General features: G+C 61.2%; 15 protein-coding genes. 8 read left to right on the top strand and 7 right to left on the bottom strand.

Annotated elements, in window-relative coordinates; all coding sequences use genetic code 11:
• Positions 1-3 precede the first annotated feature (3 nt).
• Positions 4-477 carry a DNA polymerase III subunit chi gene (locus Q1A71_RS02255; protein ID WP_299671951.1) on the top strand — a complete coding sequence of 158 codons (474 nt, stop codon included), beginning with the start codon at positions 4-6 and terminating at the stop codon, positions 475-477.
• A gap of 90 nt (positions 478-567) precedes the next feature.
• Here the strand turns inward: Q1A71_RS02255 and Q1A71_RS02260 are convergent, their stop codons facing one another.
• The 3 genes from Q1A71_RS02260 to Q1A71_RS02270 all read right to left on the bottom strand — a co-directional run bounded on the left by Q1A71_RS02260 (position 568) and on the right by Q1A71_RS02270 (position 3,747).
• On the bottom strand, positions 568-1,149 hold the full coding sequence (locus Q1A71_RS02260) for a TIGR02281 family clan AA aspartic protease (protein WP_299671281.1): 582 nt from the start codon (positions 1,147-1,149) through the stop codon (positions 568-570).
• A 50-nt stretch (positions 1,150-1,199) separates the two neighbouring features.
• Positions 1,200-1,823, bottom strand: coding sequence for a MarC family protein (locus Q1A71_RS02265; protein WP_299671953.1), 624 nt, complete (start codon positions 1,821-1,823; stop codon positions 1,200-1,202).
• Positions 1,824-1,887: 64 nt separating this feature from the next.
• Positions 1,888-3,747 carry an ABC-F family ATP-binding cassette domain-containing protein gene (locus tag Q1A71_RS02270; protein WP_299671283.1) on the bottom strand — a complete coding sequence of 620 codons (1,860 nt, stop codon included), beginning with the start codon at positions 3,745-3,747 and terminating at the stop codon, positions 1,888-1,890.
• 133 nt (positions 3,748-3,880) lie between these two features.
• On the opposite strand from Q1A71_RS02270, the gene ndk reads away from it, so the two are divergent.
• Positions 3,881-4,303 carry a nucleoside-diphosphate kinase gene (gene ndk, locus Q1A71_RS02275; RefSeq protein ID WP_299671286.1) on the top strand — a complete coding sequence of 141 codons (423 nt, stop codon included), beginning with the start codon at positions 3,881-3,883 and terminating at the stop codon, positions 4,301-4,303.
• Positions 4,304-4,358: 55 nt separating this feature from the next.
• On the opposite strand, the gene Q1A71_RS02280 is transcribed toward ndk, so the two are convergent.
• Entirely contained in the window at positions 4,359-4,688 is a 330-nt protein-coding gene (locus Q1A71_RS02280) for a TfoX/Sxy family protein (RefSeq protein WP_299671289.1), read from the bottom strand.
• Positions 4,689-5,024: 336 nt separating this feature from the next.
• Positions 5,025-5,702 carry a hypothetical protein gene (locus Q1A71_RS02285; protein ID WP_299671291.1) on the bottom strand — a complete coding sequence of 226 codons (678 nt, stop codon included), beginning with the start codon at positions 5,700-5,702 and terminating at the stop codon, positions 5,025-5,027.
• Between the two features lie 241 nt (positions 5,703-5,943).
• On the opposite strand from Q1A71_RS02285, the gene Q1A71_RS02290 reads away from it, so the two are divergent.
• From Q1A71_RS02290 to choV, 4 genes are all read left to right on the top strand, one after another.
• Entirely contained in the window at positions 5,944-9,186 is a 3,243-nt protein-coding gene (locus Q1A71_RS02290) for a chemotaxis protein CheB (protein ID WP_299671293.1), read from the top strand.
• Between the two features lie 115 nt (positions 9,187-9,301).
• Positions 9,302-10,228 (top strand): choline ABC transporter substrate-binding protein, encoded by a 927-nt coding sequence (locus Q1A71_RS02295; protein ID WP_299671295.1) that lies wholly within the window; start codon positions 9,302-9,304, stop codon positions 10,226-10,228.
• Positions 10,229-10,298: 70 nt separating this feature from the next.
• Positions 10,299-11,132 (top strand): choline ABC transporter permease subunit, encoded by an 834-nt coding sequence (choW, locus tag Q1A71_RS02300; protein ID WP_299671955.1) that lies wholly within the window; start codon positions 10,299-10,301, stop codon positions 11,130-11,132.
• The gene (gene choV, locus Q1A71_RS02305) at positions 11,129-12,160 is read left to right on the top strand and encodes a choline ABC transporter ATP-binding protein (RefSeq protein WP_299671297.1); all 1,032 of its coding nucleotides are present in this window, start codon (positions 11,129-11,131) and stop codon (positions 12,158-12,160) included. The genes choW and choV overlap by 4 nt, the downstream gene beginning before the upstream one ends.
• Before the next feature lie 9 nt (positions 12,161-12,169).
• On the opposite strand, the gene Q1A71_RS02310 is transcribed toward choV, so the two are convergent.
• Entirely contained in the window at positions 12,170-12,559 is a 390-nt protein-coding gene (locus tag Q1A71_RS02310; protein WP_299671299.1) for a cytochrome c, read from the bottom strand.
• Between the two features lie 222 nt (positions 12,560-12,781).
• Positions 12,782-13,090 carry a hypothetical protein gene (locus tag Q1A71_RS02315; RefSeq protein WP_299671302.1) on the bottom strand — a complete coding sequence of 103 codons (309 nt, stop codon included), beginning with the start codon at positions 13,088-13,090 and terminating at the stop codon, positions 12,782-12,784.
• A 415-nt stretch (positions 13,091-13,505) separates the two neighbouring features.
• Between Q1A71_RS02315 and Q1A71_RS02320 the strand changes: the two genes are divergently transcribed.
• Positions 13,506-13,892 carry a hypothetical protein gene (locus Q1A71_RS02320; protein WP_299671304.1) on the top strand — a complete coding sequence of 129 codons (387 nt, stop codon included), beginning with the start codon at positions 13,506-13,508 and terminating at the stop codon, positions 13,890-13,892.
• A complete protein-coding gene (locus Q1A71_RS02325) occupies positions 13,847-15,166 on the top strand; it encodes a relaxase/mobilization nuclease domain-containing protein (protein ID WP_299671306.1) in 1,320 nt (439 codons plus the stop codon). The genes Q1A71_RS02320 and Q1A71_RS02325 overlap by 46 nt, the downstream gene beginning before the upstream one ends.
• Positions 15,167-15,223: the final 57 nt, after the last annotated feature.

Raw genomic sequence — 15,223 nt, forward strand, 5'->3', positions numbered from 1 at the left:
CCCGTGGGCGCGGCGCTCTTTTACCATCTGACCCGGCGGCCGATGGAGCAGACGCTGGCGATGCTGCTGGGAAAGGCGCGGGGCGCGGGCCTGCGGGTCGTTGTGCGAGGCACTGATCTCGCGCGTCTGGGCTGGCTCGACGAAAAGCTCTGGCTGGGTGCGGAAGAAGGGTTTCTGCCGCATGGGCTGGCGGGCGGGCCGCATGACGCGCTGCAGCCCATTCTGCTGACCACGGGGCAGGAGGTACCGAATGGTGCGGCCTGCCTGATGACGGTGGATGGTGCGGCGGTCGACGCGGATGAGGTGGCGCGGATGCAGCGGGTCTGCGTGCTGTTCGACGGCAATGATGCGGCGGCTTTGGAGACGGCGCGGGCGCAGTGGCGCAGGCTCAAGGACGCGGGGGCTGCGGCGCAATACTGGTCGGAGGAGAGCGGGCGCTGGGAGATGAAGGCGGAAACCGGCGGGGCGGTGGCCTGAAGCCCACCGAACCTGCCGGAGGCCGGGCGGTTTGACGCAGGAGTGAGACGCCCGGATGGCCTTTGACGGTCGCGCCGCAGGCAACCAGACTTAGCGCGTGAGTGTCAGTTCCCCGCCTGAAATCTCGATCTTGCCCCAGCGCTGCAGGTAGGTCATGCCGAGAAGGCTTTGCGACATCTCTCCGCTGTTCACAACCGCGGGGATGTTGGTGTCGGTGGCGGGGCCCAGGGTCAGCCTGTCGAGCCGGACGGGGGCGGTGCGCACCTCGCCATTGGCGGTCATGGCGCGGCCCGTGTAGTCCAGCGCATCCGGGTCGAGCCCGGCGGCGGCGGCGTCTTCACGGGTCAGCACCAGCATGGTGGCGCCGGTGTCGAGCACGAAATCGACAGGTGCGCCGTTCACCTCCGTGCGGATGTAATAGTGCCCGTCTGGGCTGCGCGGCACGACGATCTTGCCCTGATCGGCGAAGACGGCCTGCTGCGGCTGCACGGTCTGTCGGATGTCGTCCCAGAGACCATAGGCCGCAATCACACCGAGAAAGATCAGGCCCCAGATGGCGACCTGTTGCAGCAGCTTGTTCGTGGAGAGACGGTTCTGGGCAAAGAACCAGGTACAGACCATCAGCCCCAGAATGATGAGGTAGATCAGCCGGCCGGTGTCGTAACCATCCATGGTGCGCTCCTGCGATTCCTACAGTCAATATAAGCAGGCGCGGGCCGAAATCACCCCGGGCCGGGGCCGAAGCCGAAGGCGCTGAGCCCGTCGAGGACGAATTGCACCGACAGGGCGGCGAGCAGCATGCCGAGCAGGCGGGTCACCACGGTCACGCCGGTTTTGCCGAGCGCGCGTTCGATCAGCCCGCTGGCGAGGAAGAAGGCCAGCACGATCAGCATCACGACCCCTGTGGCGCCGAGTACGTGCAGGGTGCCCTCCAGCCCCGGGCGCTGGCCCATCAGCAGGATCACCGAGGCGATGGCACCTGGCCCCGCGATCAGCGGGATCGCGAGCGGGAAGACGGAGGGGTCATCGTGGTCTTCCTCCTGCTTGTCCTCGCGGCGTTTGGTGCGCCGTTCGAAGAGCATATCCAGGGCCGTGAGGAAAAGCAGAATGCCGCCCGCCACCCGGAAGGCGGGCATGGAGATGCCGATGAAGGCCAGCAGAGCTTCGCCAAAGGCCGCGAAGGCCAGCAGGATGACGATGCCCACTGCCGTTGCGCGCAGGGCGATGCGCCGCCGGGCGGCGTCGGTCATGCCTTGTGTGAGTGCGACGAAGAGCGGCGCGAGGCCGATGGGGTCGATCACCACGAACATGGTCACGAAGGCGGTGATGAAGAAGGCCGTGTCCATGATCAGCAGCAGATCGGGGCGGCGCCCCAACCCTCCGCAGATGCGCGCCCGGACGACATATTGGTCATGCGGCCTCGGCCTTCTCCAGTTTTTCCAGCGCGCTCATCCACAAGGTCTCGGCGCGCTCCAGCGCCTCCATCACTTCGGCGTATTTGCGGTTCCAGACCTCCAGCTCGCCCGCCTTGGTGTCTTCGTAGAGCGCGGGGTCGGCCAACTTTTTGGCCAGCTTGTCGCGCATTTCGTTGAGTTTTTCCACGCGGGCTTCGGACTTGCGCGTTTCGGACCTCAGGGCGAGGAGTTCGTCGCGGCTGGCGCGTTTCGGCTTGGGCGCGGCGGGTGTCTTGGCCGGCTTGTTGGCAGGCTTGTCGGCGCTCAGCAGCATCTTGCGGTAGGCTTCGAGGTCGTCGTCATAGGGCGTCACGGTGCCGTTCGACACCAGCCAGAGCCGGTCGGCCACCATGGAGAGCAGGTGCATGTCGTGGCTGACGAGGATCACGGCGCCGGAATAGGCGGTGAGCGCCTCGACCAGCGCCTCGCGGCTTTCGATGTCGAGGTGGTTGGTGGGCTCGTCGAGGATGAGCAGGTGCGGGGCGTGGAGGGTGGCGAGCAGCAGTGAGAGCCGGGCCTTCTGACCACCCGAGAGGCGGCCCACTTCGGTTTCGGCCTGTTCCGGACCAAGCCCGAAGCCGGCCAGCTGCGCGCGCAGTTTCGACGGCATGACGCCGGGACGGGCGGAGATCATGTGCTGCAGCGGGGTTTCATCGACATGCAGCTCCTCCACCTGATGCTGGGCGAAGAAGCCGATGCGCAGCTTGCGGGACTGCACCGATTTGCCGGCCATCAGCGCGAGGCGGCCCGAGAGCAGCTTGGACAGGGTGGATTTGCCCTGGCCGTTCTTGCCGAGCAGCGCGATGCGGTCGTCCTGGTCGATGCGCAGGTTCAGCCGGCTCAGCACGGGCGTGTCGGCGTACCCTACGGCGCCGCCTTCCAGCGAGATGATCGGGGGCGACAGCTCTTCGGGTTCGGGGAAGCTAAAGACGCGCTTGGCCGCCTGCTCGGGGCTGGCGATCATGTCCATCTTTTCCATCATCTTGAGCCGGGACTGCGCCTGTTTCGCCTTGGAGGCCTTGTAGCGGAAGCGGTCGACGAAGGCCTGCATATGCGCCCGCCGGGCCTGCTGTTTCTTGGCCATGGCGGCCTGCACCGCACGCTGTTCGGCGCGCTGGCGGGCGAACTGATCGTAGGGGCCCTGGTAGAGGGTGAGCTTGCGATCCTCCAGATGCAGGATCGCGCCGACGGCCCGGTTCAAGAGCCCCCGGTCGTGGCTGATGATGATCACGGTATGGGGATATTTGGCGAGATAGGCCTCGAGCCAGAGCGCGCCTTCGAGGTCGAGATAGTTGGTGGGTTCGTCAAGCAGCAGCAGGTCCGGCTGGGCAAAAAGGACGGCGGCAAGCGCCACGCGCATCCGCCATCCGCCCGAAAAGTCGGAACAGGGCTTCTGCTGGTCGGCGTCGTCGAAGCCGAGACCTTTCAGGATGCTGGCCGCGCGGGCCTCTGCGGACCAGGCGTCGATGTCTGCGAGCCGGGTCTGCACCTCGGCGATGCGGGTGGGGTCCGTCGCGGTTTCGGCTTCGGCCAGCAGGGCGGCGCGCTCGGTGTCGGCTTCCAGCACCGTGTCGAGCAGGGAGGTCGCCGAGGACGGCACCTCCTGCGCCACGCCACCGATCCGGGCGCGGCTCGGCAGGGAAAACGCGCCACCATCGAGGGTCAACTCGCCGCGAATGATCCGGAAGAGCGTGGTCTTGCCGGCGCCGTTGCGCCCCACCAGGCCGACCTTGTGGCCATCGGGAATCACGGCGCTCGTCTCCTCAAACAGAGGGCGCCCTTCGACCGCGTAGCTGATGTTGGAAATCCGTAGCATGGGCGGGGTGTGCCGCATCCCCGGCCTTGCGTCAATCGCCGCTTTTCATGCCCGATTGCGCGTGATAGGTGGGCCGCGAAATTCAAGGCGTCAGGGGCTGCGGCCCGGCGCGAAACGACAAGCGGAGACTTCCATGGCCCTCGAGCGGACTTTCTCGATCATCAAACCCGATGCCACGCGGCGCAACCTGACCGGCAAGATCAATGCCAAATTCGAAGAGGCGGGTCTGCGGATCGTGGCGCAGAAGCGCATCCACATGACCAAGGCGCAGGCCGGTGTGTTCTATGCCGTGCATGCGGAGCGGCCGTTCTATGATGAACTGTGCGACTTCATGGCCTCCGCGCCGGTGGTTGTGCAGGTGCTGGAAGGGGAAGGCGCCATTGCCAAGAACCGCGAAGTGATGGGCGCAACCAATCCTGCGGATGCAGCCCCGGGCACGATCCGCGCTGAATTCGCCGAAAGCGTGGGCGAGAATTCCGTGCATGGGTCTGATGCGCCCGAGACGGCGGCGATCGAGATCGCCTATTTCTTCTCGGGGCTTGAATTGGTCGGCTGATGCCAACCGGCTATCGTCTGGAAAGGGGCCTCTGTGCGCAGGGGCCCTTTTTGCATCAGGACGGTGCGCGCACGCCGATCTGATCCATCATCTGTTCGAAGGCATCGCGGTCGGCGTCGAAGGACGAGGATTTGATCGCATCGAATCGTTTGCGAAGGGCCGTCTTCTCGGCGCCCTTGCAGTCGTTCCAGGGCCGGTTCTGCAGCGCCATGACGAGCACATAGTAGCCGATGAAATGCGGCTTCATCCCGGATTGCAGCATCCGCGCATAGGCTGCATCGGCGCCGATCTTGCGCAACTCCTCGGCGGAAGTGATGCCCGCGCGGTTACAGGCCGCCTCATAAGCGGGGCCGAGATTGCGGATTGAGGACACCGGGTTGGACATGGGGCAAGATTATGCCGTCCCGCCCGCCTGTGTCACTCCGCAAACGGCACTAGATGCTGGCGTAGTCCGTGATCGGCGGGGGCGGTGGGGGCGAGGCCTCCTTCTGGCCCTGTTCCTGGGGCTTGGGCGCCGGCTTTGGCTGTTCTTTGGTCATAACACCTATCCTGATTACAAAGCACGACGGGTGCCGCACCTGTCAGCAGCCTGCGAGGCGTTCCTGCCGATGACGCGGCGCCAACATGACCAGAGTAGGGCGTTTGGATTTAAACTTAATGAAGGGAGCGGCGCAGCCCCGCGCGGTGCCGGACGAGGCCGCGCCCGTGCGGCTGCGCGTGCTCAGCTCTCCGGCAGCCGAAGGGGGTTCGCCGGGTCCGTGCTGGTGAGGTGCATTTCTGTGGGCTGCGCGTGCCCGATGCCGGCGTTGAAGATGAACCGCTTGAGCAGTTCGGTCTGGAACTCGAATTCGCGCGCCCGCTCGGAAAAGCCGCGGGGCAGACGCTGTTTCGCGTCAACCTGCGCATATTCCAGATCGTGGCACATGTTCAGCAGCGGCAGGCAGATGTCGGCCAGCACGTTGGTGGCCAGACGTTCGGCATGGTTGGCGTAGGGCTCTTGCAGGCCGATGTTGGACAGAAAGGCGTTGTTCAGCGTGCCCATGAATTCCTTGAACCGGAAGATGGCGTTGCGGACCCCATCCTTGACTTCCATGATCAGGATATGTGCGCCGCAGAGCACCAGCCCCGGCAGTTCCACGAGGAACTCGGGCAGCGACAGAACCTGCGTGCCGTCCGGAACGGAGGCAAGGCATTTGCGCAACGCATGTGCGAGCCGCGGCTCCAGCACATCGTCGATATCGTCGGATCCTTGAAATGAGACACGATTGCGAAACCCGCGCCCCAGCATCTCGGACGAGCGGAACAAAATGGTCTTGTCGTCCTTGACCATGAGGTTGAAGGTCAGGACGCGGTCGGACAAATCGGATGGCAAAGGCACGACGTTTGTATGTTCTGTCATGTCATCTATCCACGAATAGCAATCAATGGCCAAAGGGTGCCGCAAAAAGCGTAGCCAAGTGTAAACGCACCGTACGGTGCCCGTTGCGCATCGGATAGAGAAATAATAGGCACATCGATATCTTTCGGTTGAATCTATGGCACCATCGTTCATAGATTGCAACCAAGGGTTGCTCTTGCGCACTGCTCACCCAGACCGCGCGACGGCGATATGGGTGACCATCGCAGGTGGGAGTGCGGTTTTGGACGGTGCAGACACAGAAGAGTTAACCATTATCGGAATCGGGTCGTCAGCCGGAGGGCTTGAGGCGATCCGCGAGTTGGTTGCGACGCTGCCCACGGATCTGCAGGTGGCCTATGTGGTCGTGCAGCACATGTCGCCGCATCACAAGAGCCTGATGACCGAGCTGGTGGCGCGCCAGACCAGCCTGGTCGTCCGTGATGTGATCCATGGATCGGTTCCGGAGCCGAACGTCATTTACGTCACACCGCCGAAGACAGATGTCGTCTATGAGGACGGCAAGCTCAATCTGGTGGATCCGAGCCACGAGGTGGCCTCGCCCAAGCCGTCCGTGGATCGGTTCCTTTTGAGCCTTGCGGACGGGCATGGAGAGAAATCCATGGCGATCATCCTGTCGGGCACCGGGACCGACGGCGCCTATGGCGTGCAGGCGATTCGCGAGGCCGGCGGCATCACCATCGCGCAGGACACCGAGAGCGCGAAGTACGACGGGATGCCGATGGCGGCGATGCAGACGGGCTGTGTCGATCTGGTTTTGCGCCCCTTCGAGATCGGCACGCATCTGCAGAAGATCCTGACCTCGCCGCGGGACTTCGACGCGTTTCGCCAGGAAGCCTCCGAGAAAAGCCCGGCGTCGGATCTGCTGCAGATCCTGCTGGCGCGCACGCGGGTGGACTTTCGCGAATACAAGCAGACCACCATCAACCGGCGCATCGAGCGGCGGATGATCGCGCTGGGCATCGAAAACCACGAGGAATACACGCAGTTCTGCCGGGTCAATCCAAATGCGGTGGATGCGCTCTTCAAAGACTTGCTGATCTCGGTCACGCGGTTCTTCCGCGACAAGAGCGAGTTCGAAGCGCTCAAGGAGCTGTTGCCGGGCCTGCTGAAGAAGAAGACCAACGCTCCCTTCCGGGTCTGGATTGCGGGCTGTGCGACCGGGGAAGAGGCCTATTCCATCGCGATCCTGCTGTGTGAGGCGCTGGGCGGCGCGAAGGTGCAGCTCAAGGATCATGTGCAGATCTTCGCGACGGACATCGACAAGGAGGCGCTCGAGGTCGCGCGCAAGGGCATCTATGGGATGGCGGCGCTGAACGACATTCCGAAGAACCTCGCGGATCAGTACTTCATTCAGCAGAACGACGGCATCCGGGTGATCGACTCGTTGCGCTCGGCCATCCTGTTTTCGGATCACAACGTCTGCCAGGACCCGCCGTTCCAGAAGGTGGACCTGCTCTGCTGCCGCAACCTGCTGATTTATTTTGGCAATACGCTGCAGCACAAGGTGATGTCGCGATTCCATTACGCGCTGACCGAAAGTTCGCTGATGTTTCTTGGGACGGCGGAGACGGTGGCGGGCTCGGACGAGCTCTTCATCCAGGACAGCCAGTCGGCCCATATCTACCGCCGCCGCTCGATCCGCCGCTCGGAACACACGCCCTTCTCCAATGCCCGTACGGTGCCGCAGTCACGCAAGATCGTGCCTGCCACGACAACGAGCCCCGCGCCCGGCTATTCGACGGATCGGCAGATGTTCGAGGCGCTGGCGCTGGCGCTTGGCAAGAATTCGGTTCTGGTCACCGACGAATACTCCATCGTGCGGATTTACGGCAATGTGAGCCCGTTCATCGAGATGAACGAGTCCAGCAATCTCAAGATGCACATTGACCTCTTGCGCCGTCCGTTCCGGGAAGAAGCGCGCAGCCTCGTCACGCTGGCGCTGAAGAACGGCGAACACCGGTCCGGCGTGCGGCATCTGCTGGCTGAGGACGATGACGCGGAGATCCGGCTGGACGTCTATCCGATCATTGCGCGGGACATCAACGAGCGGGCGGCGCTGGTGGTCTTCAGCGAGGTGCAGGTCGATCGCTCCAAGGGCAAGGAGACCAAGCCCAACGCCGATGGGGAGGCGTTCGAAAGCGACCGCATCCGACTGCTCGAAGACGAGGTGGCGACCACGCGCGAGGCGCTGCAGCAGACCATCGAGGAGCTGGAGACCTCGAACGAAGAGCTGCAATCGCTGAACGAGGAGTTGCAGTCAACCAATGAGGAGCTGCAGGCGACCAACGAGGAGCTCGAAACCTCAAACGAGGAGCTGCAGTCCACCAACGAAGAGCTGATCACCGTCAACGAAGAGTTGCAGGTGACGGCAGCGGAATTGAGCGGTCGAACGGGTGAGCTGATGTCCGTGCTGGAAACCGCGCCCTTGGCCATCATGGTGCTGGACACGGCGCTGCAGATCAGCCAGGCGACCAACGCCGCGGCGGAGATGTTCGGGCTCACGCGGCCTGTGTCCAACCCGCACATCAGCCAATGTGTCTTGCCGGAGAATTGCCCGTCGCTGGCGCCGATCTGCAATGAGACGTTGAAGCTGGGCGAGCCGATCTCGCGGGAATTCACTTCGAGCGGTGCGCGGTACAAGCTGACATGCTCGCCCTTCTTCGACATGCGCGGGCAGATGAAGGGCTCGACCATGGTTGTGTCGGAGTTCCCGGGACTGGCGCAGGAGCTCGATCTGATTCTTGATCATGCAGAGATCTACATGCTTAACCGGGCCTCGGACGGCACCATCCTGCGGATCAGCGAGAAATCCGCCAATGTTCTTGGCACCACGCGGCAGAAGGCGGAAGGCCACAACTTCGCCAAGCTGATCGGCAAGGACGCCGCGAAAGACTATCAGGCGCGCGATGAGGCGCTGATGAAAAGCGAGTCGGGCCGGATCAGCGACGTCAGCGCGCTGGTCTCCCAGGAAGACGGCAAGCGGTACTGGATGAGCACGGAGAATTTCGTCTTTGCCGATCCTTCTCTGAACAGCCGGTCCATCTATTCTGTCGGCACGGATATCACCGAGATCATCGAGGCGCGGGATGCAGCCGAGGAGTCAGTGGTTCAACTCGAACTTCTGCAGAACCTCGCCAAGATCGGGTATTGGTCGCTGGAGGTGGAGACAGGCCAGATCTACTGGTCATCGGAGGTGTGCCGGATCCACGGTGAAGATCCAGGGTTTGCGCCGAAGGATCTCGAAAGCGGCTTGTCGTATTACCACCCCGATGATCGGGACATGGTGATTAAACACGTCGAGAAGGTCTCCAAGAAGGGAGGCGACTTCCATTTCAAGCATCGTCTGATCAACCGTCAGGGCGACACGGTGCCGGTGGAATCCTTCGGGCTGGCGCGTGAGGATCACAACGGCAAGGTGACCAAGATCATCGGTGTTTTCCGGGACCTGCCGAACGAAAGCTGATCTGTGCGCAGCGCTCCTGGTGGCGGCCCCGAGCCTTGGTCGCGCGGGGTCTTTCGCCTTGACCGCCCGATCTGACCTGCGCATGTATAAGCAAAAATCAGATGGGAGATGCGACATGACACTTAGAACAACGGCCAGCGCGCTGGCGTTCCTTTCGATGGCGGGGGTTGCAGCGGCAGATTGCTCTGAGGTGACATTCTCCGACGTGGGTTGGACGGATATCACGGCGACAACCGCCGCCACCACAGTCATTCTGGATGCGCTCGGCTATGAAACCGATATCAAGGTACTGTCTGTTCCGGTGACCTATACCTCCATGGCGCAGGGAGACGTTGACGTGTTCCTGGGCAACTGGATGCCGACGATGGAGGGCGATATCGCACCCTACCGTGAGGCAGGCACAGTAGACACCGTGCGGGAGAATCTGGAGGGCGCGAAATACACGCTCGCCGTCAACAAGGCCGCGCTTGACCTTGGAATCAAAGACTTTTCCGATATCGCGCAACACGCCGATGCGCTCGACAATCAAATCTATGGCATTGAGCCGGGCAATGATGGCAACCGCCTGATCCAGTCGATGATCGACGCCGACGCCTTTGGGTTAAGCGAGTTCGAGGTCAAGGAAAGCTCCGAACAGGGGATGCTGGCGCAGGTCGAGCGTCTGTCGAAGAAGGACGAACCCATTGTCTTTCTTGGCTGGGAGCCGCATCCGATGAATGCCAACTTCGACATGGGCTATCTCACCGGAGGCGATGACTACTTCGGCCCCGATCTGGGCGGCGCAACGGTCTACACCAACACCCGGGCGGGCTATGTCGAAGAGTGCCCGAATGTGGGCAAGCTGCTGACAAATCTCAAGTTCACGCTGGAGATGGAGAACGAAATCATGGGCGCGATCCTTGACGATGGCACCGAGCCCTCCGAAGCCGCCACGGCCTGGCTGACCGCAAATCCAGACGCCTTTGTCGCCTGGCTTGATGGTGTGACCACGCTGGATGGCGGAGATGGCGCCGCCGCGGTAAAGGCGGCCCTCGGCCTCTGACCATCCGACACCACCCCGCGCCAGACCCGGCGCGGGGTTTTTCCGTCTGCGGAGGAGGGTGCCCGTTTTGCTGGATTGGCTCACTGAGACAAAAATACCTGTTGGCCAGAGTGCAGCGGCATTCTTTGATTGGCTCCAGACCAATGGCGCGTGGTTTTTTGATGGGCTTGCGGTGGTGATGGAGTGGATGATCGACGCGATCCTCTGGGTGCTTCAGACACCGCATCCCTTCGTGATCATACTGGCGTTTGTGGCGCTGACCTGGGTGTTGCAGCGCAGCTGGAAAGTCTGCCTTTTTGTGGCGCTCGGGTTTCTCTTCATCCTCAATCAGGACTATTGGGAGGAGATGACGGAGAGCATCACGCTGGTGCTTTCTGCCTGTGTGGTCTGTATGGCCATCGGCGTGCCCATCGGCATTGCCGCAGCCCATCGCCCGCGGCTCTATCAGGCGATGCGGCCGGTGCTGGACCTGATGCAGACCCTGCCCACCTTCGTCTATCTCATCCCTGCGATTGTGTTCTTTGGGATCGGAATGGTCCCGGGGCTGATCGCGACAGTGATTTTTGTGGTGCCGGCCCCCATCCGTCTCACGCATTTGGGGATCAGCACGACGCCCAAGCCGCTCCTGGAGGCCGCAGACGCCTTTGGGGCTACGCCGATGCAGAAACTCTGGAAGGTCGAGCTGCCCTTTGCGTTGCCGCAGATCATGGCGGGGCTGAACCAGACGATCATGTTGTCGCTGTCGATGGTGGTGATCGCGGCTTTGGTGGGGGCGGATGGTCTTGGCGTGCCGGTCGTGCGCGCGCTCAATCAGGTCAATACCGCGCTCGGGTTCGAGAGCGGTTTCATCATCGTGGTTGTGGCGATCATGCTCGACCGGATGCTGCGAGTGGACCGCAAATGACCAGTGCGGTTGAATTCGACAACGTGTCTATCGTGTTCGGGGAAGCCCCCAAGAAGGCACTGCCGGAGATGGATGCGGGCAAATCCCGGACCGAGGTGCAACAGGCCACCAATCAGGTGCTGGGCGTGCATAATTGTTCGCTGGACGTGGCTGCGGGCGAAATCCTGGTGCTCATGGGCCTGTCCGGGTCCGGCAAATCGACGCTCCTGCGTGCGGTGAATGGGCTCAATCCGGTGGTGCGGGGGGCCGTCCGTGTGCATGACGGTGACTGGTCCTGCGACGTGACCCACAGCTCCGCCAATGATCTGCGTCGGGTGCGGCGCGAATGCGTGTCCATGGTGTTTCAGCAATTCGGTCTTCTGCCCTGGCGCACGGTGCGCGAGAACGTCGGGCTCGGGCTCGAACTGGCGGATGTGTCCAAGGCGGAACGTCTGGAGCGAGCCGATCGGCAGTTGGAGCTCGTCGGCCTGTCAGACTGGGCAGACCGCAAGGTTGGAGAGTTGTCGGGCGGGATGCAGCAGCGGGTCGGGCTGGCCCGGGCCTTTGTGACCGAGGCGCCGATTCTGCTCATGGACGAGCCGTTTTCAGCTCTCGACCCGCTGATCCGGAACCGGTTGCAGGACGAGTTGATCGACCTCCAGCGTGATCTGAAGCGCACGATCATCTTCGTCAGCCATGATCTGGACGAGGCGTTCAAACTTGGCGACCGCATCGCCATCATGGAGGGCGGGCGCATTGTGCAATGCGGCACCCCGCAGGAGATTTTCTCCAATCCGGTCAACGACTATGTCGCGGACTTCGTCGCCCACATGAACCCGCTGGGTGTGTTGTCTGCGAGCGACGTGATGGAACCGGCAGGGGACGCGCCTGCGGAACGCGTCGCGGCGGATACTGACGTCGAAACCGTCATGCGCAAGCTGCTTAATGTCGATGGCCCCGTCGGTGTGGAGAAAGAAGGGGCGCTGGTTGGTCAGGTGACGAAAAGCGGAGTGATCGCGCGCATCCTCGATCCGCGCGATACACCTTAGGCTCAGAGGCTAGTCCTGGATGGTCCTCAGCCAGGCCACCAGATCGGCGACCGGTTGGCTGGTCATCACTGGCTGTCCGCTTTCTGTCGCGATGGCGACGCCAGTGCCTTCGAAAAACCAGCCATAGACTGGCATGTCGCTGCCGTGGCTGACCAATGGATCCCTGCCGTCGATCCGCTTGACGACCCGGTAAACCGGGAAGCTGCCTTCGTGCCGTTCGGACAGCGTCGTCAGATCTGCCGGTTGGATCAGCAGAATAGGGGCCATGGGCCCCTTGCCCTCTGCTTCAGCGCCATGACAGGCGGCGCAGTGCAGGCGAAACAGCCGTTCCCCTTCCTCTGTATCCTGGGCCGCCAGTGGTTGGCCAAGGCAAACCGCGAGGGCGAGCAAAAAACGCATATTCAGCTCCTATTTCTGTTTTCCTGCAGCGTAGTGCAGACTGCGTTGGTGCACGTTGACCTACGTCAATACCGCGGCGGGCGACGACGGGGCAATTTCTTAGCTGTCCTAACCTCACAAAACTGTGCCGCTACATTGGTTTTTGGAGGAGGACGTGGAATGGCGCGGAAACGGCGGTAAAACGACGATGTATTGAAGCTGATGCGTGAGATCGAGCTGAAGCTATTCAACGTCTGTCGGGTCGATGATGACCACCCGGCCGTGCAGTGGTCCGCCCGGTGCAAATTCCTTCAAACCGGCAATGTTGCGGATGAGATCACCTTGGCGGTCGAGCACAACCACGCTTTGCTCGCCTGCCGGCACGACCTGAAGATCGTTGGCAATCAGATACTGGAGCGTCTGGGTTTTGCTGTGCCCGCTCCCAGCGACAATATGATGAGGTTCAAAACGCACCGGCTGCGGGACGGTATAGGTGACGGCCTGATCGAAGATAGCCGCAAGGGATGTTCCAGACAGATAGGATTGCACCAATCTGACTGGGTCTTTCTCGTCGGGTTGTGATGGTGTTTTCGGTTGCCTGGTGAACGAGCCAGGATCAGCCGGATTATGCAGCCTAGAAAAGCCTGAGTGGGCGATTGTTGGTATCACGTCGCCGATACCAACAAAACGGTACCAACACTTGTGGGACGTATTGGGACGTCCTAAGACTAACTTATAGCTAAAATATTGATTTTATTCAATCTTATCCGTCGGAAATTGCCTCAGTTTGATTAGTGGTGCGCCCAAGCGGAGCAAGTTCGAACCATATTTTAGGTGATTTTGCGGACTGTGCTGGCGATGAAGAGCAGTCATTTGAGCGACTTGTTCCCGATGACTTGTTTGAGGAGTTAGAGCGTTGGCATGATGTCTTGAAGCCTCATGCCAATGAGTTGCGGGGGCCGCGGCCATGAGCAATGTCCAGACCAAGAACAGCAGACTAAAAAGAGCCGCGCCGCTGTCGCTAAGACTGAGCAAGGCCGAACGTCAGCAGCTTGAGTGCCAGGCTGGTGGCATGGCTCTGGGGGCATACATCAAGTCTATGGTGTTTGCCGATGCGGCTCCCAAATACCGCAAGAGGCAAAAACCACCTGTTGCGGAGCAACAGCTGCTTGCTGAGGTTTTAGCACGGCTGGGACAATCGCGGACTTCCAGCAATCTGAACCAGATTGCCAAACACCTCAATCAGGGCACGCTGGTGCTGGATGACGAGTTGACCGCTGGTCTCAATCGCGCCGTCGCAGAAGTCGCATGGATGCGCATGACCTTGATGCGCGCCCTTGGAATCAAATTGTGATCTTGATCGCCTCACAGCGGTCCGGTGCGCATGCTTTGGCGGATCATCTGATGAACGCCCATGACAACGATCATGTCGAGGTGATCGAGATATCCGGCTTTGTGGCAGATGATCTACATGGGGCGTTCGCAGAAGCCCATGCGATATCGAAAGCCACGCGCTGCACACAATATCTGTTTTCTGTCAGTCTCAATCCGCCCGAAGAGGTGATGGTCACGCATGAAGGCTTTATTGAGGCCGCAGATCGTGTTGCCGAGAGGCTCGGCCTGACCGACCAACCGCGCGCGATTGCAATCCACGAAAAACAAGGCCGTCGCCATGCGCATGTTGTCTTCTCCCGCATTGATGCTGAAACCATGACGGCGATCAATCTGCCCCACTTCAAAGCCAAACTGCGGGATGTCTCGCGGGATCTGTTTTTGGATCATGGGTGGGAGTTGCCACCGGGCTTGAAAACCTATGGCGACAAGGATCCGCTGAACTTTACTTTGCAGGAATGGCAGCAAGCCCAACGGATCGGTATTGATCCAAGAGAGATGAAGCAGCTTTTTCGAGAAGCCTGGGAGCGGTCAGATGATCGAAACTCTCTGACCCGCGCCTTGGCAGACAAGGGCTTGTACCTTACCAAGGGTGATCGGCGCGGTGTCGTTGCTTTGGACATCTCAGGCAATGTCTATGCCCTGTCTCGCTGGGCAGGTGTAAAGGCCAAGGATATCAAAGACCGCGTCGGCGATACATCGCAGCTACCAAGCGTTGCTGACACCGCATCAATGCTTCGGGCCAAGAAGACAGATCAGGTCCGTGATTACATCACACAGATCAAAGATCGGCATGCACAAGATATGCAGCCATTCGTGGATGAACGCGCTGCCATGGTCATGAGCCAACGCGAAGAGCGGAAAGAACTGAATACTAAACAAGAGCAACGGCGCAGGCTTGAAACCAAAGCGCGCATGGATCGTCTCAACAAGGGACTGCGCGGTTTGTTTGATCGTCTGACGGGAGCCCATCGCAGAACCGTCAAGCGGAATGAGCGAGAGGCGTTGAGTTGCGCCCACCGGGATCAGGAGCAACGGGATAGCCTGATCCTGGCACAAATGACTGACCGCAAAGAGCTGCAGGACCGCGCCAAAGCGATCAAGGCGAAGCACAGAAAAGACCGTCAACATCTTGCCAAGACCATCGCAGCCTATATCAGAAGGCCAACTGTGGATCGATCATCCTCTCAGGAGCATGGAATAAGAAGACTACAGGGACCGTCGTTGGATCGGTAATTCACCCGCTTTCACCCGCGCTCTACCCGCGCGGGCGATGCACGTCTTGCTTCATGT

The organism is uncultured Roseobacter sp. (assembly GCF_947493125.1).
Taxonomy (GTDB): Bacteria; Pseudomonadota; Alphaproteobacteria; order Rhodobacterales; family Rhodobacteraceae; genus Roseobacter.

What these genes read in the sequence shown, in the direction of transcription:
- ndk (WP_299671286.1), top strand. Translation starts at nt 3,881, where the DNA reads ATGGCCCTCGAGCGGACTTTCTCGATCATCAAACCCGATGCCACGCGG.
- Q1A71_RS02310 (WP_299671299.1), bottom strand. Translation starts at nt 12,559, where the DNA reads ATGCGTTTTTTGCTCGCCCTCGCGGTTTGCCTTGGCCAACCACTGGCG.
- Q1A71_RS02285 (WP_299671291.1), bottom strand. Translation starts at nt 5,702, where the DNA reads ATGACAGAACATACAAACGTCGTGCCTTTGCCATCCGATTTGTCCGAC.
- Q1A71_RS02320 (WP_299671304.1), top strand. Translation starts at nt 13,506, where the DNA reads ATGAGCAATGTCCAGACCAAGAACAGCAGACTAAAAAGAGCCGCGCCG.
- Q1A71_RS02265 (WP_299671953.1), bottom strand. Translation starts at nt 1,823, where the DNA reads ATGGACACGGCCTTCTTCATCACCGCCTTCGTGACCATGTTCGTGGTG.
- Q1A71_RS02270 (WP_299671283.1), bottom strand. Translation starts at nt 3,747, where the DNA reads ATGCTACGGATTTCCAACATCAGCTACGCGGTCGAAGGGCGCCCTCTG.
- Q1A71_RS02325 (WP_299671306.1), top strand. Translation starts at nt 13,847, where the DNA reads ATGGATGCGCATGACCTTGATGCGCGCCCTTGGAATCAAATTGTGATC.
- Q1A71_RS02295 (WP_299671295.1), top strand. Translation starts at nt 9,302, where the DNA reads ATGACACTTAGAACAACGGCCAGCGCGCTGGCGTTCCTTTCGATGGCG.
- Q1A71_RS02280 (WP_299671289.1), bottom strand. Translation starts at nt 4,688, where the DNA reads ATGTCCAACCCGGTGTCCTCAATCCGCAATCTCGGCCCCGCTTATGAG.
- Q1A71_RS02260 (WP_299671281.1), bottom strand. Translation starts at nt 1,149, where the DNA reads ATGGATGGTTACGACACCGGCCGGCTGATCTACCTCATCATTCTGGGG.
- choV (WP_299671297.1), top strand. Translation starts at nt 11,129, where the DNA reads ATGACCAGTGCGGTTGAATTCGACAACGTGTCTATCGTGTTCGGGGAA.